This is a genomic window from Nonomuraea montanisoli, from assembly GCF_013363975.1.
Classification (GTDB): Bacteria; Actinomycetota; Actinomycetes; order Streptosporangiales; family Streptosporangiaceae; genus Nonomuraea; species Nonomuraea montanisoli.
The window spans coordinates 157,395-183,880 of sequence record NZ_JABWGN010000012.1 but is presented as its reverse complement, the minus strand read 5'-3'; the positions used below and the strand labels follow the sequence as shown (position 1 = coordinate 183,880).

The following is a 26,486-nucleotide window of genomic DNA, read 5'->3' as shown; positions in this document are numbered from 1 at the left end:
GCGTCAGTGCTGGTCGGCCATCCGGCCGCCGACCAGCACCGAGAGACTGGCCACGGCGAGCAGACCGAGCAGCCAGGCGCCGATGAGCAGCAGGATCTGGGAGTCCCGGGCCAGGTCGGTGGCGTCGGCGAGGATGCTCTGCCAGGTCCGCATCGGCATGGCGCCGCCCTGATCGCCGCCGGCCCGGTCGACGAATGCCTGGGCATGGTCCGGGTCGCCGACACCCACATCGAGCGAGCCGGCGAACGCGGCCTCGAGCACCACGCCGCCGGCGCTGACCCAGCCGCCCCGCGTCACCCGGGGCTGATCGACCGCCGCGACGGTGGTGTCGCGTCCTTCGACCTGCACGTCCGACGTCCGGCCGGACGCCTCGAGCTTTCCCGCGATGACGGGGTACGGTCCGCTGTGCGCGGTGACGCCGGAGGCGGTGGCCGGCCTCCCGAGCTCCGCGAGGCCGGTGTGGTGGGCGTTGGCGACCACGTCGGGTCCCGCCGTGGCCGCCCGGGTGCTCCGGTACGGGTCGCCGGCCGCGTCGCGCAGGACGAGCCCGAGCGTCAGCGTCGTGGTGGCGGCCAGGAGGGCGATCAGCAGAGGCGCGGTCTCGGTGCGGCGACGCCGGAGATCGCGTAGGGCGAGACGGATCACGAGCAGGATGCGGCCCATCACGGTCAATCCTCCGGCCCGACGAGCGCGCCGAGCTGACCGGTGGTGCCGACGGCCAGCCGGGTGCCGTCCACGAGCGCGCCGTCGCGCATCGAGAACGTCCGGTCCGCGGTGGCCGCGATCCGCGCGTCGTGGGTGACGATGACCAGCGTCTGCCCGGACTCGTGCAGGTCCTCGAAGAGCCGGAGGACGTCCGAGGTGGCGGCGCTGTCCAGGTTTCCGGTCGGTTCGTCGGCGAGGACGACCAGCGGCTCGTTGCTCAGCGCCCGGGCGACCGCGCCCCGCTGCCGCTGGCCGCCGGAGAGCACGGAGGGCAGGAGCTGCTGGCCCGGCCGGCGAGCCCGAGCCGGTCCAGCAGCTCCTGCGCGCGTCGCCGCGCGAACCGCGGTGAGCGTCCGGCGAGCAGCGCGGCCAGCTCGACGTTCTCCACGGCGGTGAGCTCCTCCATCAGGGAAGGACTGGAAGACATAGCTGACCTCGGTCCGCCGCATCCGGGCCAGGGCCTTCTCGCCGATGTCGTCGATGCGCCGGCCGTTCAGCGACACCTCGCCGCCCGAGGGCCGGTCCAGCCCGCCGAGCAGATGCAGCAGCGTCGACTTCCCGCTGCCGCTCGGCCCCGTGATCGCCACCGTCTCTCCCGCGCCGACGTCGAGGTCGACGCCGTCGACGGCGCGCACCAGTCCTTCTCCTTTGCCGTGTTCCTTCCGCAGCCCGCGGGCGCTCAGCACGGGCGTGCCGGCGGCATCGCTCACGATCCGCTCCTTCGACGGGTCCGGTTCTGCTGACGGGTCCTGATCCGGTTCGGAGAAGATCCGGTTCAAAGGAGCGCCAGCGCCTTGGCCACGCCCGGGTCACGTCCGGTGGCCAGGTCGAGGGCGGTCATGGGGGCGTAGTGGTCGACCGGGACGCCGATCGTGTCGATGATCTCGCGGGCGGGGCCGAGGTGCCGCACCTTGGGCAGGAGCAGGAGGCTGCCGTCGTCGAGGAGGTATCCCTCGCCGGGGCCGGAGACGGCCCCGGCGGTGCGGGTCCCGACGAGGGTGCCCAGGCCGTTGTCCTTGACGGCCGCGCTGAAGTCCTCGCAGGCCGAGGCGCACCCGCGGTCGGTGAGGACGACCAGGCGCGAGCCGAGCAGCGGGACGCTGTCGTCGGTCCGGTTCGGCACGCAGTCGCCCTTCAGCGGGCAGAAGTAGCTGGTGACCTTGCCGTGCGCGAACGCGCCGAGCAGCCGCGTCACCTCGCGAGGCGACCCGCCGCCGTTGCCGCGCAGATCGAGGACCACCGCCTTCGGCCTGCCCTTCAACCTGGCGATGACCTGGTCGGCGGCGCCTTCGTAGAACCCGGGCAGCCGGACGTGGATGACGCCGTCGGCGAGCTTCTTCGACGTCACCGCCGGAGGCTGCCGCGTGACGGGGCCCTCTCTGAGCTCGACGGTGCGGGTTCGTCCCGTTGTCGGACGCTTGAGCGTGAGCCGTACCGTGCCGGAGGCGAAGACGTCGAGGATGCCCTGGTTCACGGTGTCCCCGATGAACGGCGGCACGCCGTCGGCCTTGACGACGATGTCACCGGCTCTGATGCCGGCCTTGGCGGCGGGGCTGCCGGGCAGGACACGGGTGATGAACATCGGCGGCCGGGCCGCGGGGTCGAGCTGCGATCCTCCCTGCTGAGCCGACGCGCCCACGATGCCCGTCCCGGTCGGCCCGCCCTCCTGCGACGGGGTCGGCCTGACCCAGCGGGCGTGGTTGTCGTGCAGTCCGGCGACCATGCCGGTGATCGCGGCGCGCAGGGCGGCAGGGTCGCCGGGGCCGAGGACGTTCGCGAAGGCGGCCCAGTCGGTGTCGCGGTTCCCCGTCAGGGCGGGCAGCCTGAGGTCGGCCCGGTCCGCGCCGCGCCGCATCAGGCTCTGGGTGTAGGCGGCGAAGGCGCTCTTCAGCAGCGCCTTCGCGTCCATGACCGGGCCGCTGTAGTAGTTGTCGAGCACGCAGAAGTACGCCTGCCGGAGCGTGTTCACCGAGGTCGGCGGCGCCGATTCCTGCGGTGGCGCGGTGCTGGGGGCGCAGCCCCCGCCCGGAGTGGCCGATGAGGACGCCTGCCGGGACGTCGTGGCCGATGCCGGCGCGGGTGCGGACATGGAGCAGGCCGCCACCAGGACGGCCGCGCAGAGCGCTCTGTTCATGGCCGCCAGCGTGGCCTGAAGCGGGTTGCGCGGCCGTGAACGGATCCGTTAACGCCGTTGAAACCCCGGTTCGAGTATGAACGTCGGATGCGGATTCTGGTGGCCGGAGACGAACGCGACCTGGCCGGTCTCGTGGCGGTGGGGTTGCGCCGCCTCGCCATGGCCGTCGACGTGGTGCACGACGGGGCGGCCGCGGTGGAGCGGCTGGCGGTGCACGACTACGACGTTCTCGTGCTGGACCGGGACCTGCCCGAGATCCACGGCGATCTCGTGTGCCGCGAGCTGGTGGCGCGCGGGAGCCGTACGCGGATCCTGATGATGACGGCGGCGGCGTCGGTGCCGGAGCGGGTCGCGGGTCTCGGGATGGGGGCCGACGACTACCTGCCCAAACCGTTCGACTACACCGAGCTGGTCGCACGGGTGCAGGCGCTGGGGCGGCGCAGCCAGTCGCGGGTGCCGCCGGTGCTGACGCGGCATGGGATCGTGCTCGACAGGCACCGGCTGCAGGCCGCGCGCGACGGGCGGCACCTGCGTCTGTCACTCAAGGAGTTCGCCGTCCTGGAGGTGCTGATGAGGGCGGACGGCGCGGTCGTGAGCTCCGAACGCCGGGCGGATCCTGCGGCCCGTCCACCGGATCACCGCCACCGCGCAGCGGCTGTCCCTGTCGACCCTGCACGAACGGATCGCGCTCGCCGGGCCGGAGGACGAGCTGAAGGAACTGGCCGACACCTTCGACGCGATGCTCGACCGGCTCGAACGCTCCGTCGAGGGGTTCGTCGACGGGGACCCTGTCCTGCTGAACCGGCTCGTCACCAACCTCGTCGACAACGCGGTCCGCCACAACCATCCCGGCGGAACCGTTGAGGTGACGCTCTCCCGTGGAGCGCTGACGGTCCGTAACACCGGCCCGCAGGTGCCCCGGGAACGTCTCGGCGACCTCTTCGAGCCCTTCCGGCGGCTCCACACCACCCCCGGACAGGGCGCCGGGCTCGGCTTGTCGATCGTCGCGGCGATCGCGAGGGCCCACGGGGCCGACGTGCGAGCGAACCCCAACCCGGGCGGCGGGTTGGAGCTCGTCGTGGATTTCGCTTCTCGACCATAGGGGGAACGCGATCCCATCAGGCTCTCCGGGGTTTCGCAGGTCGCCCGGATGGCGATCTCCCGCAGGTCGTCGCGGGACCGGGCGGCGACGGCGGGCATGGTGAGCGCCAGGACAGCCTGCGGCGAAGCTCAGAGCGACGCGACGGCGCTCACCGGGGCCTGGTCCTCGCCGAAGACGATGACCTGCCGCACGGCCTTGCCGTCGGCGAGCTGGTCCATCGCCTCGTTCACGGCGGAGAGCCCGATTCTCGCCGACACCAGCGCGTCCACCGGCAGCCTGCCTTCGCGCCACATCTGGGCGAAGACCGGGATGTCGCGGGCGGGAACGGCCGAGCCGAGGTAGCTTCCGATGATGGTGCGTCCCTCCGCCACGAGCTGGAGCGGCGAGATCGACGATCGGGCGTGCAACGCCGGCAGCCCGACGGTGACGGTACGGCCACCGGGAGCGGTCGCGGCCACCGCGCTCTCGAAAGCACGCGCGTTCCCGGCCGCTTCGATGACGACCGACGCCCTGATCCCGAGCTCGGCGACCTCGGCGGGGCTGTAGGTCCCGTGGGCGCCCAACCTCTGCGCGGTGTCGAGCTTGTCCGGATTGCCGTCGACGCCGACGACCGTGACGCCGTCCAGGGCGAGGGCGGTGATCAGCGCGGCCATGCCGACGCCGCCGAGCCCGACGACCATCACCGTCTGGCCGGCGGCGGGTCTGCCGGCGTTGATGACCGCGCCGCCGCCGGTGAGCACGGCGCAGCCGAGGACCGCGGCGACCTCGGGAGGGACGTCGTCGTCCACCGGGACGACCGAGTGCCGGTCCACGACCGCGTGGGTGGCGAAGGCCGAGACCCCGAGATGGTGCAGGACCCTGGCGCCGTCACGGTGCAGGCGCACGCCACCGGTCAGCAACGTTCCCTCGTTGTTGGCCGCGCTTCCCCGGACGCAGGGCGTCACGCCGTCGGTGGCGCAGCCCTGGCACGCGCCGCAGCGCGGCAGGAAGGCCATGACGACCCGCCGGCCGACCGGGATGTCGTCGACGCCGGCGCCGACCTGCTCCACCACGCCGGCCGCCTCGTGTCCCAGGAGCATGGGGACGGGCCGCACCCGGTTCCCGTCGACGACCGACAAGTCGGAGTGGCACACCCCGGCCGCCTCGATCCTGATGAGGAGCTCGCCGGGGCCGGGGGAGTCCAGGTCGAGTTCGCAGATCGACAGCGGACGGGACTCGGCGTACGGCCGCGCGCGGCCGATCTCCTCGAGGACGGCTCCGCGGATTCTCATCACTTCACCTCTCCAGAGGCTTCCAGGGACGGCTGTCTCACGCCGTTGTTGGCGAGCAGGACACCGGCGCCGCCGAGAACGAGCCCGGCGACGGCGAGCGGGTGCAGCGACTGGCCGGCCAGCAGCCAGGCCAGCACCGCCGTCACCGACGGGGTCAGGAAGAACACCGTGCTCACCCTGCTGGCGGACGAGCGGAGCAGCATCCGGTTGAGCAGGATGAACGCCGCGATGGAGTTGACCACCACCATCCAGGCCACGGACCCGCCGAAGGCCGCCCAGTCCGACACCCGCGGGGTCTCGACCGCCACGCAGGCCAGCCCGACCGCCGGGGCGCTGACGAGAAGCTGCACCGCGGTCCCGGTCCGCACGTCCATGCCGGGGACGAACCGCTTCTGGTAGAGGGTGCCGGCGCTCAGCCCGAGCAACCCGAGCAGGCACAGCAGCACGCCCCAGACGGACAGGCTCACCCGGTCGGCCACCGCGAGGACGACACCGGCCGCGCCGAGGGCGAAGCCGAGCCCCTGCCGCCGGGTGACTCTCTCGCCGAGCAGGCGCGTGGCCAGCACGATGACGACGGGGCTGAGCCCCTGGACGAGGGAGACGACCGCGGCGGGAAAGCCCATGCCGAGCGCGGTGTAGAAGCTGCCGAACTGCACGGCCTGGATCAGCAGACCGGAGACGGCGATGTGCGCCGCGGCCCGCCCGCGCGGCCAGGGCGCGCGGATGATCAGGGCGTAGCCGGCGAGCAGCACCCCGGCCAGGGCGAAGCGTGCGAACATCAGCAGCAGCGGGGGAGCGGCCGCGACCCCCGGGATGCCGGCGATGAACGCGCTGCTCCAGAGCACCACGAACACGGCGGGCGCGACCGCCGTCAGCCGCGGGCCGCCGCCCGTCCGCTCTCCCGCACCGGCGGACCGGCTGTCCGCCCGGCCGCCGTTCCGCGGTCCGGGCGGCGCACCGGGTGGGTGTCCGGAAACGTCCGGGGTGACCGGCGTCAACGAGTCGTCCTTCCGTGAGAGCGCCCGTGAGAACACACGGGGCGGCTGAGGCATGGCTGGACAGCGGGAAGGCGGGACCCGGCCTCAGGAGGCGCGCAGCGCCGACCGGCGCAGCTCCCACAGGGCCTGGTCCGAGGTGCAGACCCCGGCGGCGCCGTGGCGGAGCGCCTCGACCACGTCCGCCTCGCCCTGGACGAACCCGGCGGCGAGGTACGGCACCCCGAGGTCCCTGACCTGCTGCTCCACGTAGCGCAGCACGACCGCGGGCATGAGCTGGACCAGGTCGGGACGGGACCGGGCGACGCCCTGGAGGCTGCGGTGCAGGTTGGAGCGATCGGTGACGAACACCTTCTGCATGGTCAGCAGCCCCAGGCTGCCCGCCCGTTCGATGATCGCCGCGCGGGTGGAGCAGATCCCGATGGCCCCGATGCCCTTGAGGTAGGCCAGGGCGCCGGGGTCGTGGCCCAGGCCGGGCGTCGAGTCCATGTTGACGAACACGATCTTGCCCGCGGCGAGGGTCCGCCGGACGGTCGCCTCCAGCTCCCCGAGCGGGACCGAGGCGAGGATGCCCAGTGGAGTCGAGGTGGTGGTGAACCGGTCCGCCATCTCCACACCGACCAGCGACGCCATCACGGGATGCTCCGCGAGCGAGGCCAGCAGGCGACGGTCCAGGGGACGTTTCGGACGTTGGGTCACCGGTCCACCTTATGCGTCGGCCTGGAATCGGCTGGGCAGCCCCAGCTTCCCCGGGTTCATGATCCCTGTGGGGTCGAGGGCCTGCTTGACCGCCAGCAGGGTGCCGAAGCCGCTGCCCAGCGAGCGTTCGACGTACGGCGAGCGCAGCAGCCCGACGCCGTGGTGGTGGCTGATCGCGGCGCCGTGCCGGATGAGCACGTCGTTGGCGGCGTCCCAGGCGGCCCGGTACCACTCGCGGCGGCGGGGCCGTTCCACCTCGCCGCGCATCGAGAAGTACAGGCAGGCGCCGTCGGTGTAGGCGTGCGACTGGTGCGCGGAGGCGCGCAGCGTCCCGGGGACCGCCTCGATGGCGGCCACCACCTCGTCGTAGATCGCCGGCAGCGACGACCACGGCGCGGCGATCTCGCAGGTGTCGGCGACGAAGCCGGGGCCCTTGGCGAAACCGTCGCCGGACTTGCCGACGAGCATCCGCTCGTCCAGCCAGCGGGCGAGGACCGCGTCGCCGTCGAGCGTCACCGCCGCCCGCCCGCCGCAGACCTCCTCGACCACCGCCATGGTCGCGTCCACCAGTGCGGGGTCTCCCTCGTCGGCGATGAGCAGCAGGTTGGTGCCCGGCTCGCCGAAGTGGGTGCCGCTCTCGTGGGCGTCGTACAGGCGCAGCGCCGCGGGGGTGGCGCCCCGCTGGAGGATCTCCCTGCAGGCGTCGAGCCCCGCGGCGAACGTGTCGAAGCCGTACGCGAGCCCCACCGCGTAGTCGGGCAGCCGGTGGGTGCGCAGCCGCAGCCGGGTGATCACGCCGAGCGTGCCCTCGGAGCCGATGAACAGCTGGCGCAGGTCCGGGCCGACGGCGGCTCGCGGGTAGGTGCCGTAGCCGGCGGTGCTCCCGTCGGGCAGCACGACGTCGAGCCCGACCACCATGTCCTCGATCTTCCCGTACCTGGTGGACAGCTGGCCGGCCCCCCGGCAGGCCGCCCAGCCGCCGACCGTCGAGATGGCGAAGGCGGACGGCCAGTGCCCGGTGGTGGCGCCGTGTGTCTCCTGCAGCTCCTTCTCGAAGAGGTCGCCGAACATGCCGGCCTGCACCTCGACGATCATCGACTCGGCGTCGAAGGAGATGATCCGGTTGAGCCGGCAGACGTCCAGCACGACCCCGCCGAACACCGGCAGGGCGGCGCCGAGGACGTTGCTGCGGCCGGCCGAGACCGTCAGGGGGATGCCGTGCGCGTGGCAGAGCCTGACGACCGCGGCCACCTGCTCCTCGTCCGCCGCCTCGACGATCACGGCGTCGGGGGTGGCGGGGTGGCCGTCCGTCTCGCCGATGGACGTGCCCGCCCACCAGTCGCGGGTCCGCGCGATCACCTCGTCCCGTTCGGTGTGCACGGCGGCGGCGATCGCCCGCAGCTCGTCGACGACCGCGCCGGGCACCTCGACCGCGGCGCTCTGCAGGCTGGCCTGCCCCGTGCCGGGCGGGCAGTCGGCGGCCCAGCGCGGCGGGGTGGGCGCGCCGACGACGTAGTCGCCCCGGTTGAAGGGGTGGGTGACGGTCTGCCTGCTGATCATGAAAGTGCCTCCATCAGTACGGTCTTCTCGCGGTCGATGCCGCGGACGTAGTCGTCGACCTGCCGGGCGACCTCGGCGTCGGACAGCCCGAGCTCCTTCTGGAGCAGCCGGCCGACCTCCGGGGCGGCCTTGACCGACAGGTCGCGGGCGAACACCCGCATGCGGGTACGGCGCGACAGCACGTCGTCGACGGTCCGCGCCAGCTCGCACCTGGCCGCGTAGACCACCTCGGCCCGCAGGTGCGCCGAGCCCTCGACGATCGGCTCGGCCAGGGACGGGTCCTCGCCGAACAGGTCGCCGACGAACCGGGCCTCGGTTCCGTACCGCTGTCCCAGGTGGGCGCCGAGCCCTCCGGTCGCCGAGGTGGCCTCCGCGTCGTAGCCGGCGCCGCCCAGCAGCGGCAGGTGTGCCGTACGGCAGCGGGCCTTGCGCCCGAGCACCCGCAGGGCCGCGTCGACGACGAGCTCGCCCATGTGCCGGCTGGTGGTGAGCTTGCCGCCGGTGACGGTGACGAGCCCCTGCGCGTCGGTCGAGATGTGATGGTCGCGGCTCATGTCGAGCGTGGCCCCCTCCTTGCCGCCGACCAGGGGGCGGAGCCCGGCGATCGAGCCGACCACGTCCTCGGGGCCGAGGCCGGCGTCGAAGGCGGTGTTGGCCCCGTCGAGGAGGTACTGCATCTCCTCCCTGGTGCACAGCACGTGCTCCAGGGAGCCGTCGTAGTCGGTGTCCGTCGTCCCGACCACGACCACGTCTCCCCAGCGGGTGCAGGTCGCGCGGCGGGCCCGGCCGGGGATGGGCACGGTCACGGTGCCGTCGATGGGCAGCCGGGTCCAGGGCACCACGATGTGCACCCCCTTGGCGGGACGGATCCGGGGCCGGTGGCCGGGGTCCGACATGGCCTCCAGCGTGTCCGACCAGACCCCGGTGGCGTTGATCACGACGCTCGCCCGCACCTCGATCTCCCGGCCGTCGACCTCGACGGTCGCGCCGCGTACCCTGCCGCCCTCGCGGACGAGGCCGCGGCAGGCGGCGCCGTTGAGCACGGTCGCCCCGAAATGCGCCGCCGTGCGCGCGATCGTCAGGGTCAGGCGCGCGTCGTCGGTGCGGCTGTCGTAGTAGAGCAGTCCGCCCTTGAGCTGTTCGGCGCGCAGCCGCGGGGCGCGGGCGAGGACCTCGGGCACGCTGAGCCGCCGGTGCAGCCTGCCGATGCGCCAGCCTCCCGCGAGGTCGTAGGTCCACAGCAGGCCCTCGAACGCCTTGGCGATGCGGGCGTCGAAGACGCCGTCCTGGGCGAGCACGGGGAAGACGAAGGGCAGCCGCTGCACCAGATGCGGCGCGTTGTGGCGAAATCGCTGCCGCTCCAGCAGCGAACGCCGCACCAGCGGCAGGTTCCCCTGCTCGATGTAGCGCAGACCGCCGTGCACCATCTTCGACGACTTGGACGAGGTGCCCGACGCGAAGTCGTCGCGTTCCACGAGCGCCACGCTCAGGCCGCGGGTGACGGCGTCCAGCGCGGTGTAGCAGCCGGTGACGCCGCCGCCGACGACGAGCACGTCCACGGGCCGGGAGGCGAGCCGTTCGATCTGCTCCCGGCGGTCGAGTGCGAGCGCGGTACGGCGGATGGCGCTCTTCGCCTCTGACCTCGCCTTGCGTTCGGGAAGCCGGATCACGAGGTTGATTCCTCCTGTGCGTCGGGTTCGAGACCGGTGTGGCGAGCCAGCAGGTCGCGCCATGCGGCGCGGGACTCCAGGCGCTCGGCCTCGGGAAGGGTGGGTTCGAAGACAGGGGCGGCCTGGAGCCCGGCGACGGCCGCCGAGACGCTCGGCCACAGTCCGGCCCGCACGCCGCCGAGGTAGGCGACGCCGCGGAGGCTGGCGGTCTCGTGGTCGCGGGCACGTCGTACCGGGCGGCCGATCAGGTCCGCCTGGGCGGACATCAGCACGTCGCTGCCGGCGAGCCCGCCTCCGCAGAACAGGTCGGTGACCGGCCGGCCCATGACCTGCTCCACGCCTTCCAGCAGGTCGCACACCGAGTGCGCGAAGCCGTTGAGCACGCCGCGGGCCAGCTCCGCCCGGGTCGTGGACAGGCTGAGCCCGGTGAGGATCCCCGTGGCCTCCGGCGACCAGACCGGTGTCCGGACACCCGCCAGCGCGGGCAGGAACATCACCCGGGTCGGCCCGGTGTGCTCGCGGGCGAGTTCGGCCAGCCGGGCCGGCGAGTCGAACAGCCCGATCTCCTCGCACAGCCACCGCATCGCCGACCCGGTCGTCGAGGCGTAGCCCTCCAGGCTGAACACGGACGTGCCGCGCGAGCGCCAGCCGACCAGCGTGAGCACCCCCGGCACCGGGCGGCGGTGGACGGGAGGCCGGTCGCCCGCGACGGCGTCGAGGAACGTCCCGGTCCCGTGGACGGTGGTGGCCTGGCCCGGCCGATGGGCCCCGAGCGCGATCATCGCGGCGTGCTGGTCGCCCATGACGGACAGGATGGGCAGCCGCACGCCGAGCACGGACGGGTCGGTGGCGCCGAAGTCGCCGTCGTCGTCGACGATCTCCGGCAGCACGTCGCGCGGGCAGCCGAGGAACGCGACCCACGGCTCGTGCCAGTCGCCGGTCCGCAGGTCGTAGGCGCCCGCGGCCACGGCGTTCGTGGCCGACATGACGTGGCGCGCGCCCCCGGTGAGCTTCCAGACCAGCCAGGTGTCGACCGAGCCGAAGGCCAGCCTGCCCGCGTCGTGGGCCCGGCGGACGGCCGCGTTGCCGGCGACCTGCTCGGCCGCCCACAGCAGCGGCGCCCTGGATCCGACCGGACGGCCGGTGTGCTCGACCAGGTGGGCGTCCCACTGCGGCTCCCACTCCCGCAGCCGGGCGGCGTAGCGGCGGTCCTGCCACACCACGGCCTGGCTCAGCGGGGAGCCGGTCACCGTGTCCCACAGCAGCACCGTGGCGCGCTGGGTGGAGATCGTCACCCCGGTGATCTCCACCCGGTGCGCGGCCGCCCAGTCCAGCGCCTCACGGCAGACCATGACGGTGTTCGCCCAGATCTCCGTCGCGTCCTGCTCGACCCGCAGATGGTCGGGCGAGCGGACCGAGAGGGGCAGGTACGCGGGTGGTGCGGCGCCGCCGTCGTCGAGGACCACGGCGGCCCGGGTGCCCGTGGTGCCCTCATCGATGCTGAGCACGCCTCGGCGGCGTTCCCCTGTCATCCGCGCCCTTGTCATCCGCGGGGTCCTTTCGTCGTGTCCGAGCCGGACACCGTTCAGGCCGACACCGTCGTGCGCTGCGGGAGGCTGATCGCCTCTTCCTCCAGGTTCACCGCGACGCGGGTCGGGTCCCACTTGATCGCCACGCAGGTGAGCAGGCCCACCAGCGGCACCACTGACAGGACCATCAGGCTGCCGCCCACTCCGATACCCGCCTGGAGCTGCGGGAACAGGTACAGACCCGCGACCGATCCGAGGCTGCCGAGCATGCCGGTCACGCCGGTGCCCAGCGTGCGGATGTCGCTGCGGTACGACAGCGCCGCGATCGACTTGCCGTTGGGGCCGGGGCCGGCGGAGTGGCAGAAGATGAACAGCACCGGCAGCAGCGCGGCCAGCCCGATGGGCAGCTGCTTGAACGTCGCTCCCATGACCAGCAGGGCGACGAACACCATGGCGTAGCCGGCCATCGAACTGACCCGCAGGCCGAACCGGCGGCCCGCGTAGGCCGACAGGCAACCGCCGACGATGCCGACGGCGTTGAAGGCCATGGAACCGAACGTCGCCTTCTCGAACTCCTTGCCGAACAGTTCGAGGCTGATCACCGGCAGGTACCAGCCCACGGCGAAGTACTGCATGGCCTGGGTGAGGGAGATGACGGTCGACAGCACGGTCCTGGGCAGGTACGGCTTGCGGAACAGGACGCCCGCGTCCCGCAGCCCGACCTGGCGGGCGGGGTCCTGCGCGGGCCCGGTCTCCTGCGTTCCTTCCTGGACGTCGAAGCCGTACATCCGGCGCAGGTTCGCCGCGGACTCCCGCAGCCTGCCCTTGGCGGCCAGCCAGGTGGGGCTCTCGACCAGGAAGACCAGCTGCAGGACGAGGAGGACGAGCGCGAAGGCGGCCGACGAGCCGACGGACCAGCGCCAGATGTCGGCGCCGACGTCGAACTTGTAGAACAGCAGGGTGAGCAGGAGGTTCGTGGTCGTCGCCGTGTACCAGACGCCCTGCCAGAAGTTGAGCCTGCCCTTGAGAGAGGCGGGGGTGTACTCGGCGAGCAGCGCCATCGCCACCGCGAAGTCGATGCCGTAGGCGATGCCCACCAGGCCCCGCCCGGCGAAGACCGTCTGGAAGTCCGAGCCGGCCGCCGTCAGCACCGCGCCGAGCGCGAAGACGACCTTCGTCATCAGCAGCGGTCTGACCCGGCCGATCCGCGCGGCGAGCCAGCCGCCGAAGGGATTGGAGACGATGGCGATCGCCGGAGCCATCGCGGTGAGCACGCCGACCTGCGTGGGCGACAGGTCCAGCTGCTTCACCATGGGGACCAGTCCGGCTCCCAGGGCCGCGTTGGAGTAGGCGTCGAGGAACAGTCCGGCGAGGGCGAGGAACCAGATCCCGTTCGCCCGGCCGTTCAGGGTCTTGAGGGTGTCGATGAGGTGGGCAGCGTCGCCCGCGTTGCCGATGACCGTTGTTCTCGTGTGCGCGGAGCCGTGGTTCATGCTCAGCCGCCTTTCAGGGGGGGTGATGTCCCTTGCCAGCGGTCCGAGAACGACAAAAAGCACAGACGAAGACCACTGACAGGGATGTCTTCGTCTGTGCCTGTCGGTTGACGGGACGTTATTTGCGGTCTGTCCGTTTTGTCAAGTGGTGCGGGCCGCTTGTGAGTGGCGCGAACGTCGCCCTAGAGTCACCGGGCATGGCTTATGTCGTGCAAGCTGTGTGGACCGCCCGCGACGGCGAGGAGAACGCCGTGGCGGACATCATCCGGGTCATCACCCCGCTGTCGCGCCAGGAACCGGGCAACCTCGGCTACCAGGCCCACGTCTCCGTCGACGACCCCCGTCGGTTCATGATCTACGAGCGGTACGTCGACGCCGCGGCCTTCGAGGCGCACCGCGCCTCCGCCCACTTCCAGAAGTACGTCGTCGGCGACTGCCTGGCCCGCCTCGCCTCCCGGGAGGTGGTCGCCTACGAGCCCCTCGACCCCTGACCCGGCGGGACCCCGAGGGATCCGGAGGACCACGAGACGCCCTCTCTTCGCCACGCCGTGCCATGAAGGGTCATCTGCCGGGTACGCCCGCCCTGTGACGGCAGGGAGGGGGAGTGGCCATGTCGGGCATGGACGGTCTGGTCAGCGATGCGTTGCTGCGCTTGGGGCGGCATCTGCGGACGGGGACGGTCTCGGCGGATCTGCGGTCGTTGCACCAGATCGGCGGCCGTCAGGCCGACGCCTTCTACCGGGACCGGTGGAGCCATGACAAGGTGGTGCGCTCCACGCACGGGGTGAACTGCACGGGGTCGTGCTCGTGGAAGGTGTACGTCAAGGACGGGATCATCACCTGGGAGGCGCAGCAGACCGACTATCCGAGCGTCGGCGGAGATCGTCCGGAGTACGAGCCGCGGGGCTGCCCGCGGGGCGCCGCGTTCTCCTGGTACACCTATTCGCCGACGCGGGTGCGCTACCCGTACGCGCGCGGCGTGCTGGTGGAGATGTACCGCGAGGCCAAGGCGCGCCTCGGCGATCGCCGATCCACCGGTTGATCTTCGACTTCGGTGTGGCGCTGCCGCTGCACCCGGAGTACCGCACGATGCCGATGGTCTGGTACATCCCGCCGCTGTCACCGGTCGTGGACGTGCTGACCGGGACCGGACACGACGGGGAGGACGCCGGCAACCTGTTCGGCGCCATCGACGCGCTGCGCATCCCGATCGGCTACCTGGCCGAGCTGTTCACGGCCGGTGACGCGGAACCGGTGCGGGCGGTGCTGCGCCGGCTGGCCGCGATGCGTTCGTACATGCGCCGCATCAACCTCGGCCAGGACCGCGACGAGACCATCGCCACAGCCGTCGGGATGACCGGCCGGCAGGTCGAGGACATGCACCGGCTGCTGGCCCTGGCCCCCTACGACGAGCGGTACGTCATCCCCAAGGCGCACGCCGAGCAGGGCGCGCACCTGGAGGAGTCGGCCACCGGCTGCAGCCTCGACTACGAGGGCGGCCCCGGCATGGCGGGCCCGTTCGGCGAGGCGTCCGGCCGGCCGGCCCCGGTCGCGGTGGAGAACTTCCACGCGCTGCGCGAGCGGCAGACGGGCGAGGACCTGGACGACGCCGACGAGCTGCGCGGCCGGGTCAATCTCCTCAACTGGGACGGCAAGGGCACACCCGACGGGCTGTTCCCCCGCAGGAGGAAGAGATGAACGAAGGCGACCTGCGCACCACCCACATGGTGGCCTCCGTGCTGCTCGGCTACCCCGACCAGCACCTCTACGACGGCCTCGACGTGCTCACCGCCGCTGTGTCGGCGCTGCCGGCGGGCCGGGCGCGCGAGCGGCTGTCGGCCTTCCTCGGCCACGTGGCCGCCACCGGCCCGGCGGAGCTGGCCGCCCACTACGTGGCCACGTTCGACCTCAAGCGGCGCTGCTGCCCGTACCTCACCTACTACGCCTACGGCGACACCCGCAAGCGTGGCATGGCGCTGCTGCGCTTCAAGCACGCCTACCGAGAGGCCGGGTTCGAGCCGGCCGACGGCGAGCTGCCCGACCATCTCGCCGTGGTGTGCGAGCTGTCGGCGCGCGGCGCCGTCCGCCAGGCCCGGCGGCTGATGAGCGAGCACCGCGCCGGGATGGAGGTGCTGCGCGCGGCGCTGGAGGAGGAACGCTCGCCGTACACCGACGTGGTCGCCGCCGTGCTGGCCACGCTGCCTCCGGCCGGCGCCCGGGAGCAGGAGGCCGCGCTACGGCTGGCGTCCGAGGGGCCGCCCGCCGAGGCCGTCGGACTGGAACCGTACGCGATCATGGAGGCGGGCCGATGAGCGTCCTGCTGTGGGTGGTCCTGCCGTACGTGGCACTGACGGTGTTCGTGCTCGGCCATGTGTGGCGCTACCGCTACGACAAGTTCGGCTGGACCACCCGGTCGTCACAGATGTACGAGTCACGTCTGCTGCGCGTCGGCAGCCCGCTGTTCCACTTCGGCATCCTCGTGGTGGCGCTCGGCCACGTCGGCGGCCTGGTGATCCCCAAGGGCTGGACCGAGGCCGTGGGGGTGAGCGAGGAGGCCTACCATGTGTCCGCCGTCGTGCTGGGCACGATCGCGGGCATCGCCACCCTGGGCGGCCTGGCGATCCTGATCTACCGGCGGCGCACCGTCGGCCCGGTGTTCACCGCCACCACCCGCAACGACAAGCTCATGTACGCGGTCCTCACCCTGACGATCCTGCTCGGCCTGGCCGCCACCGTCCTGGCCAACATCGTGGGCGGCGGCTACGACTACCGCACCACCATCTCGCCGTGGTTCCGGTCGATCTTCACCTTCCAGCCGGAACCCGCGTTGATGGCCGGCGCGCCGCCGCTGTTCCAGTTGCATGCGCTCAGCGCGCTGGTGCTGTTCGCGATCTGGCCGTTCACCCGGCTGGTGCACATGCTCACCGCGCCGGTCGGCTACCTCACCCGGCCGTACATCGTCTACCGCAGCCGCGAGGAGGGCCGGCCCCGCGCGCGCCGTGGCTGGGAGCCGTCACGCTGATCACCCGGCGCGGCGGTCCACCGGCCCAGGAGAGGGGGACCAAGGTCCCTAGGGGGCGGACACGGATCCAGACATGATCGGCACCATGACGACGATGCAGCACATCGACGCCTACTGGCGTGCCGCGAACTACCTGTCCGTGGGACAGATCTACCTGCTCGACAACCCCCTGCTGACCGAACCGCTGCGGCCCGAGCACGTCAAGCCGCGGCTGCTCGGCCACTGGGGCACCACGCCCGGCCTCACCTTCTGCTTCGCCCACCTCAACCGGGTCATCGCCGAACGAAACCAGGACATGATCTACATCGCCGGCCCCGGACACGGCGGCCCGGCGGCGGTCGCGCACGCCTGGCTGGAGGGCTCCTATTCGCAGAGATACCCGGAGGTCTCCCAGGACGCCGCGGGCATGCGCAGGCTGTTCCGCCAGTTCTCCTTCCCCGGCGGCATCCCCAGCCACGTCGCCCCCGAGACGCCCGGCTCCGTCCACGAGGGCGGCGAGCTCGGCTATTCGCTGGCGCATGCCTTCGGCGCGGCCTTCGACAACCCGGACCTGGTCGTCGCGTGCGTCGTCGGCGACGGCGAGGCGGAGACCGGGCCGCTGGCGGCGAGCTGGCACTCCAACAAGCTGCTCGACCCGTACCGCGACGGGGTGGTGCTGCCGATCCTGCATCTGAACGGCTACAAGATCGCCAACCCTGCCGTGCTGGCTCGCATCCCGGAGGAGGAGCTGGTCAAGCTCATGGAGGGGTACGGCTACCGCCCGCATGTCGTCGGCCCCGATCACGAGCAGATGGCCAAGACGCTGGATGTGGTGTTCGACCAGATCGCGGCCTACAAGGACGGCCGCGCCGACCGGCTGCCGATGATCATTCTGCGGACGCCGAAGGGCTGGACGGGGCCGCGGGAAGTCAACGGGGTGCCGGTGGAGGGCACCTGGCGGGCCCACCAGGTGCCGCTGTCGGGAGTCCGCGACAACCCCGAGCATCTGGCGATGCTGGATGCCTGGATGCGCTCCTACCGGCCCGAGGAGCTGTTCGACGCGAACGGCCGGCCGGTTCCCGCGCTCCTGCGGACGGTGCCCGAGGGCCCGCTGCGGATGAGCGCCAGCCCGCATGCCAACGGCGGCGAGCTGCTCCGCCCGCTGGCGTTGCCGGACTTCCGTGACTACGCGGTGGAGGTCAAGGCGCCTGCGCGGCAGTCCACCGAGCCCACCCGGAGGCTGGGCGCGTACCTGCGCGACGTGATCGCCGCCAACCCGCACGACTTCCGGCTGATGGGGCCGGACGAGACCGCGTCCAACCGGCTGCAGGCCGTCTTCGAGACCACCGACCGGGCCTGGCATGCCGGGCTGGAGCCGACCGACGAGCACCTGGCCGCCGGCGGGCGGGTGATGGAGGTGCTCAGCGAGCATCTGTGCCAGGGGTGGCTGGAGGGCTACCTGCTGACCGGCCGGCACGGGCTGTTCAACTGCTACGAGGCGTTCATCCACATCATCGACGCCATGTTCAACCAGCACGCCAAGTGGCTGGAGTCGTCGAAGAAGATCCCGTGGCGGCGGCCGGTGGCCTCACTCAACTACCTGCTGTCGTCACACGTGTGGCGGCAGGACCACAACGGCTTCAGCCACCAGGACCCGGGCTTCCTCGACGTGGTGGTCAACAAGAAGGCCGAAGTCGTCCGGGTCTACCTGCCGCCGGACGCCAACACCCTGCTCTCGGTCGGCGACCACTGCCTGCGCTCCCGTGACTACGTCAACGTGATCGTGGCGGGCAAGCAGCCGGTGCTGGACCTGTTCACCATGGACGAGGCCATCGCGCACTGCACCCGTGGCCTCGGGATCCTGCCCTGGGCCTCCACCGACGCCGGATCGGCGCCGGACGTGGTGCTGGCCTGCGCGGGCGACGTGCCCACGCTGGAGACGCTGGCCGCCGCCGCCATCCTGCGCGAGCACCTGCCGTCGTTGCGGGTGCGGGTCGTCAACGTGGTGGATCTGATGCGGCTGCAGCCGGACTCGGAGCACCCGCACGGCATGCCGGACGCCGAGTTCGACGCGCTGTTCACCACCGACAAACCGGTGATCTTCAACTTCCACGGCTACCCCTGGCTGATCCACCGCCTCACCTATCGCCGCCGCGGCCACGCGAACCTGCACGTGCGCGGCTACAAGGAGGAAGGCACGACCACGACGCCGTTCGACATGGCGATGCTCAACGACATCGACCGCTACCACCTCGTCATGGACGTCATCGACCGCGTCCCCGGTCTCGGCACCACCGCCGCGCACCTGCGCCAGCGCATGTCGGACGCCCGGCTGCGGGCCCGCGCGCACACCCGCGAGCACGGCGAGGACGCTCCCGAGATCAGCGGCTGGACCTGGCCGGTATCCCCGTGATGCGGCGGCCGGAGATGTGCTCGGCCGCCGCCGCGCCGGGTCCGGCGCGACGGGGCGTCGCTGTGGAGCGTCTTCTTCCTCGTGCCCACCGGCCGGGGCGTGCCCTGTCGGCGTCGAGCCCCGGGCAGGCCGGCGGGGGCTCGGACGACATCTCGCGCGGACACGCCGCCCTGTCGGGGCGACCGAAGTCCTCGGTGACAAGGACCTTGGTCGGTACCCCGCGCGGGGCCAGTGAGCTGGGATGTGACAGGCGAGATCCGCAGGAGTGAGGAGAGAAGACGATGATCGACGAGAAGCGGCCGGCCGCCGCCGGCGGCAGGCCCGCGCTGATGCTCGGCCTGGCGACCCTCGGGTTCGCGCTGAACTTCTGGGCCTGGGCGCTGCTGAGCCCGCTCGGGCCGCGCTTCAAGGACCTGCTCGGCCTGTCACCCGCCCAGCAGGCGCTGCTGGTCGCCGTCCCGGTGATCGTCGGCTCGCTGGGCCGCATCCCGGTCGGCGCGCTCACCGACCGCTTCGGCGGCCGGGTGATGTTCCCGCTGATCTCGGCCGCCACCATCGTGCCCGTCGTCTTCATCGGCGTGGCCGGGCAGAGCTCGCTGCCGATGCTGCTGGCCGGCGGCTTCTTCCTGGGCATCGCCGGGACGGTGTTCGCCGTCGGTGTGCCGTTCGTCAACGCCTGGTTCCCGCCGCACCGTCGTGGCCTGGCCATCGGCGTCTTCGGCGCCGGCATGGGCGGCACCGCGATCAGCGCCCTGACCACGGTCAAGCTCGTCAAGGCCGGCGGCTCGGCCACCCCCTTCGTCATCACCGCGATCGCGCTGGCGCTCTACGCCGCCGTCGCCTGGCTGGTCATGCGCGACGCGCCAGGCCGCGTCGTAGCGGCGCAGCCGCTGCTCGCCCGCCTGGCGGCCACCGCCAGACTGGCGATCACCTGGCAGGCGTGCGTCCTGTACGCCGTGGCGTTCGGCGGCTACGTCGCCTTCTCCGTCTACCTGCCCGCCTACCTGCAGACCGGCTACGGGCTTGAGCAGGCCGACGCTGCCGACCGCATGGCCGGGTTCGTGGTGCTCGCGGTCGTGATGCGGCCGATCGGCGGGTGGCTGTCCGACCGGATCGGCCCGGTCCCGGTGCTGACCGGCGTGTTCGCCGTCGTCGGCGTCATGGCGGCGGTCCAGGCCCTCACCCCCGGCCTGATGCCGGTGGGCACGATCGCCTTCCTGACCATGGCCGCCGCGCTCGGCGCGGGCAGCGGCGCCACCTTCGCGCTGGTCGCCCAGGTCGCCCCGGCCGACAAGGTGGGCTCGGTGACCGGGCTCGTCGGCGCCGCGGGAGGGCTCGGCGGGTTCGTGCCGCCCCTGCTGATGGGCTTCCTCTACGGCCGGCTCGGCTCCTACGGGCTCGGCCTGGCGCTGCTGGCCGCGACCTCGGCGCTGGCCGTGCTGCTGACGGTCACGGTGGTGCGCCTGACGGCCCTGCGGCGCCCCACCGCCGCGGCGCCAGGCCTGTCCGAGGCACGCGCGCGATGACGTGGTGGTCGGCGGTCCGGTTCCTGCACGTCCTGTCGGCGGCGTTGTGGGTCGGCGGGCAGCTCACGGTGTCGCTGGTCGTGCTGCCCCTGGCCCGCAGGCTCCTGGACGAGCAGCGGCGGGCCGCGGTGCTGACCGCGGTCGGCCGCCGTTTCGGGATCCTCACCGCGGCGGCTTTCCTGCCCGTCCAGCTCGGCACCGGCGTGGCTCTGGCCTGGCGCAAGGGCGTCACCTGGTCCTCGCTCGCCGACCCCGGCTACGGCCGGATCCTGGCCGCCAAGCTGCTGCTGTTCTGCGCCGTCATGGCCGCCGCCGGCCTGCACGGCTGGGCCAGCGGCGCGGCCCGGCCCGGGCTCGCTCGTACGATGGCCGTGAGCGCCCTGGTGGGATCGCTCGGCGTCGTCCTGCTCGCCACCGCCCTGCCGGCGACCTGAAGGTCCGACAGCGATCTCATCCTGTTGCCCGACGAGCCCGACGAGCCCGACGAGCCCGACGAACTCGACGCCCTCTCGCGGCGAGCTCGGCGGCCGACGGAGCGACCCCGAACGGTCCATCGGACCTGCTGGAAGGGACTTTGGTCCCTGCCGCCGGCACGGAGCGACGCGAGATCTTGAGTACATGTCCGCTGCTGCCCCCACGCCGGGAACGCCCCGATGACCGGACCCGGCACCATCCCCGAGACCGGTGCCCCCGGCACCCGGCCGGGGGAGAACCCCTTCGCCACGCAGGCCGGCCTCCACCGGGCGATCGCCGCCGCCGTCGCGGCGCCCTCGGTGCACAACACCCAGCCGTGGCGCTTCCACCGCGTCGACGACGCCACCATGGACCTGTACGCCGACCTGGACCGGCTGCTCGCCGTCACCGACCCGCTGGGCCGCGGGCTGGGCGTCAGTTGCGGGGCCGCGCTGTTCAACCTGCGGCTGGCGGTCCGGATGACCGGTCACGATCCCCGCGTCCTGCCGCTGCCCGACCCCGGCGACCGGCCGGACCTGCTGGCCACCGTCCACGCGACGCCCGGCGGCCCGCCGAGCCCGGACGAGCGGCTGCTGCACGACATGATCCCGCACCGGCGTACCAACCGTTTCCCCTTCGACGGCCGCCCGCTGCCCAGGGACGTCCTGGCCGCCCTGGTCGCCGCCGCCCATGGCGAGGGCGCGACGCTGGTCCCGGTCGCGGGGCGGGCGGCGCGGCGCGTCCTGGACATGGTCGCCACAGCCGACGCCACCCTCGCGGCGGACGCGGCCTACCGCGCCGAGCTGGCCCACTGGACCCGGGCGGAGACAGGCGCCGACGGCGTGCCCGGCCATGCCTTCGGGCCACGCCCCGGGCTTGGCGGGCCGCCCATGCGCGACTTCGGCCTCGGCGGCACGCGAGGCGCGTACGACGGGGGTGGACAACCCACGGACTTCGAGCCGGATCCGCAGCTCGCCGCCCTGTTCACGGCCGGTGACGGACCGCGCGACTGGCTGCGCGCCGGGCAGGCGCTGCAGCGGGTCCTGCTCACCGCGACCGCGTACGGCGTGGCGGCGTCGTTGTTCAGCCAGCCGCTCGACCTGCGCCCGCCGCAGCACCGCGGCGACCGGGTCGGTCCGCTCGGGCACGTGCAGATGCTGATCAGGCTCGGCTACGGCTCGCCGGTCCGGCGGGTGGCCCGCCGTCCGGTGTGCGAGGTCCTCGACGGACGCGAGGCACGCCGTGCGTGAGCCGTTGCGACCCGCGCCCGGTCGGGGCGGGATGGACGTCGAGGCCGGCCGCCGCACAGCCGGTGACCGGCGCCGCGCGACGATCCCGGCCGTGCGCCGGACGGCGTGACAGGCCGTGGCGGCACAGCACATCCGGCCGCGAAGCCGGGACCGGGATGCTGGCGGCGGCCGGGTGGCCGGCCTTCCACGACGTGGCCCGGCGCTCCCTGCGCGGGTTGTTCCTCGGGTTCGTCATGTCCATGGTCTTCGGGCACGCCCCGGTGACCTGGCCGCCGCGGAAGCGGCCCGCGCGCCGGGCGGCGTGCTGGCGGTGCTCGCTCTGCTGATGTTCGCCGGATGCGCGATCGCTGTGACGCGCTCCGGTCGTGATAGGGAGGTGCCCATGGTGGGGCCGGTCGACATCCGTGTCGAGAGGGAAAGGCCGCTCGACCCGGAGGCGCCGCCGCCGCGTCCCCGCGCGTCGTGGCACCTGCGGGCGAACGCGATCGTCATCGCCTGGCTGGGCCTGACCGTCGCGGTGGCGCTCGGGGGCGACGCGCTGCCGGCGCCCCGCTGGCTGCTCGTCCACGTGTTCCTGCTGGGCGCGGTCGGCACCGCCATCCTCATCTGGAGCGAGCACTTCACCGTGGCGCTGCTGCGCGTCCGCACCCCGCCGCGGCGCGGCAGCCTGACCAGGCTCGCCGCGCTCAACGCGGCGACGGTGGCGGTGCTGGCCGGGGTGTCGGCGGGACCGTGGCCGGTCGCCGCCGGTGGCGCGGGCCTGATGGTGGGCGTGGTGCTGTGGCACGGGACGGTCCTCGTCCTGCTGGTGAGGCGGGCGCTGCCGGGCCGGTTCGGCCACGTCATCGGCTGGTACGTCGCCGCCGCCGGTGCGCTCGCGGCCGGCGGCGTCCTGGGCGGGCTGCTGAGCGCCCACCTCGGGCACGGCGCGTTGCACGAGCGGCTGCACGCCGCGCACGCCGAGGTGAACGTGTTCGGCTGGGTCGGTCTCACCGTGCTCGGCACCCTGTTCACGCTGTGGCCGACGGTCCTGCGGACCCGCATGTCGGAGCGGACCCGGCGGGCGTCGCGCGTGGGCTTGGGGCTGGCGGTGCCGGGTCTGGCGGTGGCCGTCGCCGGGCTGGCGGGGGGCTGGCGGTGGGTCGCCTTCGCCGGGCTGGTCGTCTACGCGGCCGGTGGGCTCGCGGCGCTCGTGCCGCTGGCGGAAGCCCTCCGGCGCAAGCAGCCGCACACCGGGGCCTCGTGGACGCTCGCAGCGGCGATCGTCTGGTTCGAGGTGGCGCTGGCCGCCGATCTGGTGGTCGTGGCCACCCGCCGGGCACACGAAGTCGCCGCGGCGCTGGATTCGCTGCTGCCGCTGGTGCTCGTCGGATTCGTCGCCCAGACGCTGCTGGGCTCGCTGCTGCACCTGCTGCCCGCGGTGCTGGGCGGCGGGCCGGCCCGGTTCAAGGCGAACGCGGCGCTGCTGGAGCGCGGCTGGGCGGCCCGGCTGGCGGCGCTCAATCTCGGGGTGCCGCTGCTGGTCCTTCCGGTGCCGCGGCCGGTGACGCTGCTGGGCTGGGCGCTGGTGCTGGGCTCGGTCGTGGCCTTCGTCGTCCTGGCACTGACCGCGCTGACCCGAGCCCGGCCGGGCGGCGCTCCGCCGCCGGCCGCCGAGGACGCGGAGGGCGGCAGGACGTGGCGGAAGTCCCTGCCGGCCGTCGCCGGGGTGGCCGCCGGCTGCCTGCTGACGGCCGCCGCGGTCGTCGCCGCCACGTCCGGCGGATCGGGACCGGCGACGCCGGTGACAGCGACCGGTTCCCGCACGGTCGAGGTGACCCTGTCCGGCATGAGCATCCGCCCCGCCGCCGTCCAGGCGCCCGTCGGCACCGTACTGACCTTGCGCGTCACCAACGCCGACGCGCAACGGCACGATCTGCGCCTGGCGACCGGCGAACGCACCCCGCTGCTGGCCCCGGGCCGGAGCGCCACGCTGAAGCTCGCCCCGCTGGGCGAGCCGGTGGACGGCTGGTGCACGGTGGCCGGGCACCGCGCGGCGGGCATGACCATGCGCCTGGTCCCGACCGGCGCCGTGGCGTCCCGGCCCCAGCCGAGCACCGGCCACACCGGCCACGGTGACCACGCCGCGACCGCCGCCGGACCTGCCCGGCTGGACCTGGCCGCGCCCATGTCACCGGACTGGAAACCGTACGACGCGATGCTGCTTCCCGCGCCCGGCGGCGCGGAGCACCGCGTCGAGATCCGCGCCGAAGACACCCGCGTGCGGGAGGTCGCGCCGGGGGTGCGGCAACGCGTGTGGACGTTCAACGGCACCATGCCCGGGCCCGTGCTGCGCGGCAGGGTCGGAGACGTCTTCGTGGTGACGTTCGTCAACGCCGGCAGCATGGGACACGGCATCGACTTCCACGCCGGGGCGACCGCGCCGGACGGGCCGATGCGCACGATCCAGCCGGGCGAACGGCTGACCTACCGCTTCCGCGCGGACTTCGCCGGCGCGTGGCTGTATCACTGCTCGACCATGCCGATGACCCAGCACATCGCCAACGGCATGTACGGCGCCGTCATCATCGACCCGCCCGACCTGCCGAAGGTGGATCGTGAATACCTCCTGGTCCAGGGAGAGCTGTACCTCGACGAGCCCGGCACCGACGCCCACGTCGCCAGGATCAGGAAGGGCGAACCGGACGGCTGGATGTTCAACGGCACCGCCTCCGGCTACGACCACGCCCCGCTGCGGGCCGAGGCCGGAGAGCGGGTCCGCATCTGGGCCGTGGCCGCCGGTCCGAGCTCGGGCACGGCGCTGCACGTGGTCGGCGCGCCCTTCGACACCGTCTACAAGGAGGGCGCCTACGCGCTGCGGACCGACGACCCGGGCGGGGCGCAGGTACTCGACCTGGCCCCCGCGCAGGGCGGCTTCGCCGAGCTCGTCTTCCCCGAGCCGGGCACCTACCCGGTGGTGGACCACAGCATGCGCCAGGCGGAGGCGGGCGCGCACGGCCTGTTCAAGGTGGCCGGACGATGAGAAGTGAGACGATGGCCGGCCCGTTCGCCAGTGCCTCCGGCGTGCGCCGGATCATCGAGGCCGCGATCGCCGCACCTTCCGTGCACAACACCCAGCCGTGGCTGTTCCACCACCTCAAGAACAGTGTGACCGTGTACGCCGACCTTCGCCGGCAGTTGCCCGTCGCCGACCCCCGGGGACGCTGCCTCGGCATCAGCTGCGGGGCCGCCCTGTTCAACATGAGACTGGCCATCCGGATGACCGGACACCAGGCTCGTGTCCTGCCGTTGCCCGCCCCGCGCGGCGCGCCCGACCTCCTCGCCGTCGTCCGGGCCGTCCAAGGGGAAGCGCCGTCACAGGAGGAGCGGCAGTTGCACGCCATGATTCCGCGCCGGCGCACCAACCGCTTCCCCTTCGACGGCAGCCCCCTGCCCGTCAAGGCCGTCGACGACCTGGTCGACGCGGCCGGCCGGGAGGGGGCCACGCTGGTCATGCTCGACAGCCGGGTGGCCCGCGAGGTCCTCGGCATGGTCGCCGCCGCGGACAGGGCGCTCTCCCGCGATGACGCCCATCGCCGCGAGCTGTCCCGCTGGACCGGGGACGGCACCCGCGCCGACGGCATCCCCCGCCACGCCTTCGGTCCTCGACCAGAGTGCGCCGAGCTGCCCCTGCGCGACTTCAGCCTGGGAGAGGGCGGGGAGGTGGCCAGGTTCGAAGGAGATCCACAGATCGCCGCCTTGTTCACCCGCGGCGACGGACCACGTGATTGGCTGGCCGCCGGCCAGGCGCTGCAGCGGGTCCTGCTCACCGCCACCGCTCAGGGGGTGTCGGCGTCGCTGCTCAGCCAGCCCTTGGATCTCGCGGACCAGGGGCACGGTGACGAGCCCGCCGGGACGCTCGGGTACCTGCAGATGCTGCTGCGGCTCGGGTACGGCCCGCCGGTCCCCGCCGTGCCGCGCCGTCCCCTGCACGAAGTCTTCAACACCCGGTCGTGAAGGGACGCCGGTCATGGGGGACACGGACCGCGCCGGCACCGCCGCGAAGAATCGCGCTATCCGGCCGGCGCTGGGGACTGGCCGGGCGTGATGCGGTCCCAGGCGGCGAGCGGCAACATGATCACGGCAGCGGGGAACAGGCCGTGCTCCTCGTGGTCGATGTGCTGATGCAGCCGGTCGAGGGCCCGCAGTACGGCGGGCCAGTCCGGTGCGGCCCGGTCGACCGTCCCGAGCACGCCGTGGATGTCGGCGTGCTCGGCGCACAGCCGCTCCACCTCCTCGGCCAGCGATCCGTCGGCGCGCAGTTCGGCGAACAGCCCGCCCTCCTCGGTGGCGGTGTGCGGGACGAGCCGGGTGAGCAGCTCGTCGAGGAGTCTCGCGGCGTCGTCGTGCCCGCCCTCGCCGATCGCGCGGCGCAACGCTCCGGCGCACTCCTTGATGTCCCAGTGCTCCTGGGACAGGCGGCCGATCAACGGGAACTCCCGGCAGCCACAGTAGTCACACATGATCATGTCCTTGCATGGCTCTCTTCTCCTTCGCTCGCGTCCTCACCCTCCCGGACGGGACGACATGGTGATCAGGGCCGAACGTCCCGTACGGCCCCTGCCGTCGGTCACCCGCGCAGGCGCCTCCCCTGTGGGGGACGTGCCTTGACCAAAGCCGCGGTCGGCAGGACCTCCGGCCCTGGA

At 72.9% G+C, this 26,486-nt stretch carries 22 protein-coding genes and 4 pseudogenes; 15 read left to right on the top strand and 11 right to left on the bottom strand.

What is annotated here, in order from left to right; all coding sequences use genetic code 11:
• Positions 1–3: 3 nt before the first annotated feature.
• The 3 genes from HTZ77_RS45480 to HTZ77_RS30515 form a co-directional block, all read right to left on the bottom strand.
• Positions 4–666, bottom strand: coding sequence for a hypothetical protein (locus tag HTZ77_RS45480; protein ID WP_205303939.1), 663 nt, complete (start codon positions 664–666; stop codon positions 4–6).
• A gap of 2 nt (positions 667–668) precedes the next feature.
• Positions 669–1,415, bottom strand: a complete 747-nt coding sequence (locus HTZ77_RS30520; RefSeq protein WP_175593160.1) for an ABC transporter ATP-binding protein — start codon at positions 1,413–1,415, stop codon at positions 669–671.
• 65 nt (positions 1,416–1,480) lie between these two features.
• Complete coding sequence (locus tag HTZ77_RS30515; protein WP_175593159.1) at positions 1,481–2,839, bottom strand: S41 family peptidase; 1,359 nt, start codon at positions 2,837–2,839, stop codon at positions 1,481–1,483.
• A gap of 87 nt (positions 2,840–2,926) precedes the next feature.
• On the opposite strand from HTZ77_RS30515, the pseudogene HTZ77_RS30510 reads away from it, so the two are divergent.
• From HTZ77_RS30510 to HTZ77_RS30505, 3 genes and pseudogenes are all read left to right on the top strand, one after another.
• A pseudogene (locus tag HTZ77_RS30510) lies at positions 2,927–3,460 on the top strand (response regulator transcription factor); the annotation flags it as partial.
• A pseudogene (locus tag HTZ77_RS48445) lies at positions 3,453–3,536 on the top strand (hypothetical protein); the annotation flags it as partial. The pseudogenes HTZ77_RS30510 and HTZ77_RS48445, both read left to right, overlap by 8 nt.
• Positions 3,537–3,578: 42 nt before the next feature.
• On the top strand, positions 3,579–3,941 hold the full coding sequence (locus tag HTZ77_RS30505) for a sensor histidine kinase (RefSeq protein WP_235995417.1): 363 nt from the start codon (positions 3,579–3,581) through the stop codon (positions 3,939–3,941).
• A gap of 128 nt (positions 3,942–4,069) precedes the next feature.
• On the opposite strand, the gene HTZ77_RS30500 is transcribed toward HTZ77_RS30505, so the two are convergent.
• The 7 genes from HTZ77_RS30500 to HTZ77_RS30470 form a co-directional block, all read right to left on the bottom strand.
• A complete protein-coding gene (locus HTZ77_RS30500) occupies positions 4,070–5,212 on the bottom strand; it encodes an alcohol dehydrogenase catalytic domain-containing protein (protein WP_175593158.1) in 1,143 nt (380 codons plus the stop codon).
• Positions 5,212–6,210 carry a DMT family transporter gene (locus HTZ77_RS30495; protein ID WP_235995415.1) on the bottom strand — a complete coding sequence of 333 codons (999 nt, stop codon included), beginning with the start codon at positions 6,208–6,210 and terminating at the stop codon, positions 5,212–5,214. Before HTZ77_RS30495 ends, HTZ77_RS30500 begins: the two co-directional genes overlap by 1 nt.
• Before the next feature lie 84 nt (positions 6,211–6,294).
• On the bottom strand, positions 6,295–6,906 hold the full coding sequence (locus HTZ77_RS30490; protein ID WP_205303937.1) for a glycerol-3-phosphate responsive antiterminator: 612 nt from the start codon (positions 6,904–6,906) through the stop codon (positions 6,295–6,297).
• A 9-nt stretch (positions 6,907–6,915) separates the two neighbouring features.
• Positions 6,916–8,466, bottom strand: a complete 1,551-nt coding sequence (locus tag HTZ77_RS30485) for an FAD-binding oxidoreductase (RefSeq protein WP_175593157.1) — start codon at positions 8,464–8,466, stop codon at positions 6,916–6,918.
• Entirely contained in the window at positions 8,463–10,136 is a 1,674-nt protein-coding gene (locus HTZ77_RS30480) for a glycerol-3-phosphate dehydrogenase/oxidase (protein WP_175593156.1), read from the bottom strand. The genes HTZ77_RS30485 and HTZ77_RS30480 overlap by 4 nt, the downstream gene beginning before the upstream one ends.
• Positions 10,133–11,644 (bottom strand): FGGY family carbohydrate kinase, encoded by a 1,512-nt coding sequence (locus HTZ77_RS30475; protein ID WP_328808852.1) that lies wholly within the window; start codon positions 11,642–11,644, stop codon positions 10,133–10,135. Before HTZ77_RS30475 ends, HTZ77_RS30480 begins: the two co-directional genes overlap by 4 nt.
• Before the next feature lie 77 nt (positions 11,645–11,721).
• On the bottom strand, positions 11,722–13,158 hold the full coding sequence (locus tag HTZ77_RS30470; RefSeq protein WP_175593154.1) for an MFS transporter: 1,437 nt from the start codon (positions 13,156–13,158) through the stop codon (positions 11,722–11,724).
• Between the two features lie 197 nt (positions 13,159–13,355).
• On the opposite strand from HTZ77_RS30470, the gene HTZ77_RS30465 reads away from it, so the two are divergent.
• From HTZ77_RS30465 to HTZ77_RS30410, 12 genes and pseudogenes are all read left to right on the top strand, one after another.
• The gene (locus HTZ77_RS30465; RefSeq protein WP_175593153.1) at positions 13,356–13,649 is read left to right on the top strand and encodes a putative quinol monooxygenase; all 294 of its coding nucleotides are present in this window, start codon (positions 13,356–13,358) and stop codon (positions 13,647–13,649) included.
• 119 nt (positions 13,650–13,768) lie between these two features.
• Positions 13,769–14,182 (top strand): annotated as a pseudogene (locus HTZ77_RS30460) (nitrate reductase subunit alpha); the annotation flags it as partial.
• Positions 14,098–14,856, top strand: a pseudogene (narY, locus tag HTZ77_RS30455) (nitrate reductase subunit beta); the annotation flags it as partial. The pseudogenes HTZ77_RS30460 and narY, both read left to right, overlap by 85 nt.
• Positions 14,853–15,470 (top strand): nitrate reductase molybdenum cofactor assembly chaperone, encoded by a 618-nt coding sequence (narJ, locus tag HTZ77_RS30450; protein WP_175593152.1) that lies wholly within the window; start codon positions 14,853–14,855, stop codon positions 15,468–15,470. The pseudogene narY and the gene narJ, both read left to right, overlap by 4 nt.
• A complete protein-coding gene (narI, locus tag HTZ77_RS30445; protein ID WP_175593151.1) occupies positions 15,467–16,180 on the top strand; it encodes a respiratory nitrate reductase subunit gamma in 714 nt (237 codons plus the stop codon). Before narJ ends, narI begins: the two co-directional genes overlap by 4 nt.
• A gap of 85 nt (positions 16,181–16,265) precedes the next feature.
• Positions 16,266–18,572 carry a phosphoketolase family protein gene (locus tag HTZ77_RS30440; protein WP_175593150.1) on the top strand — a complete coding sequence of 769 codons (2,307 nt, stop codon included), beginning with the start codon at positions 16,266–16,268 and terminating at the stop codon, positions 18,570–18,572.
• A gap of 281 nt (positions 18,573–18,853) precedes the next feature.
• Positions 18,854–20,098: an MFS transporter gene (locus tag HTZ77_RS30435; RefSeq protein WP_175593149.1), complete on the top strand. Its 1,245-nt coding sequence runs from the start codon at positions 18,854–18,856 to the stop codon at positions 20,096–20,098.
• Positions 20,095–20,532, top strand: a complete 438-nt coding sequence (locus HTZ77_RS30430; protein WP_175593148.1) for a hypothetical protein — start codon at positions 20,095–20,097, stop codon at positions 20,530–20,532. The genes HTZ77_RS30435 and HTZ77_RS30430 overlap by 4 nt, the downstream gene beginning before the upstream one ends.
• 219 nt (positions 20,533–20,751) lie before the next feature.
• Complete coding sequence (locus HTZ77_RS30425) at positions 20,752–21,801, top strand: Acg family FMN-binding oxidoreductase (RefSeq protein WP_175593147.1); 1,050 nt, start codon at positions 20,752–20,754, stop codon at positions 21,799–21,801.
• 155 nt (positions 21,802–21,956) lie between these two features.
• Positions 21,957–22,127, top strand: coding sequence for a hypothetical protein (locus HTZ77_RS30420; protein WP_175593146.1), 171 nt, complete (start codon positions 21,957–21,959; stop codon positions 22,125–22,127).
• A 56-nt stretch (positions 22,128–22,183) separates the two neighbouring features.
• A complete protein-coding gene (locus HTZ77_RS30415; RefSeq protein WP_205303935.1) occupies positions 22,184–24,823 on the top strand; it encodes a multicopper oxidase domain-containing protein in 2,640 nt (879 codons plus the stop codon).
• Positions 24,820–25,797 (top strand): Acg family FMN-binding oxidoreductase, encoded by a 978-nt coding sequence (locus tag HTZ77_RS30410; RefSeq protein WP_235995413.1) that lies wholly within the window; start codon positions 24,820–24,822, stop codon positions 25,795–25,797. The genes HTZ77_RS30415 and HTZ77_RS30410 overlap by 4 nt, the downstream gene beginning before the upstream one ends.
• A 56-nt stretch (positions 25,798–25,853) precedes the next feature.
• Here the strand turns inward: HTZ77_RS30410 and HTZ77_RS30405 are convergent, their stop codons facing one another.
• The gene (locus tag HTZ77_RS30405) at positions 25,854–26,303 is read right to left on the bottom strand and encodes a hemerythrin domain-containing protein (protein WP_175593145.1); all 450 of its coding nucleotides are present in this window, start codon (positions 26,301–26,303) and stop codon (positions 25,854–25,856) included.
• Positions 26,304–26,486: the final 183 nt, after the last annotated feature.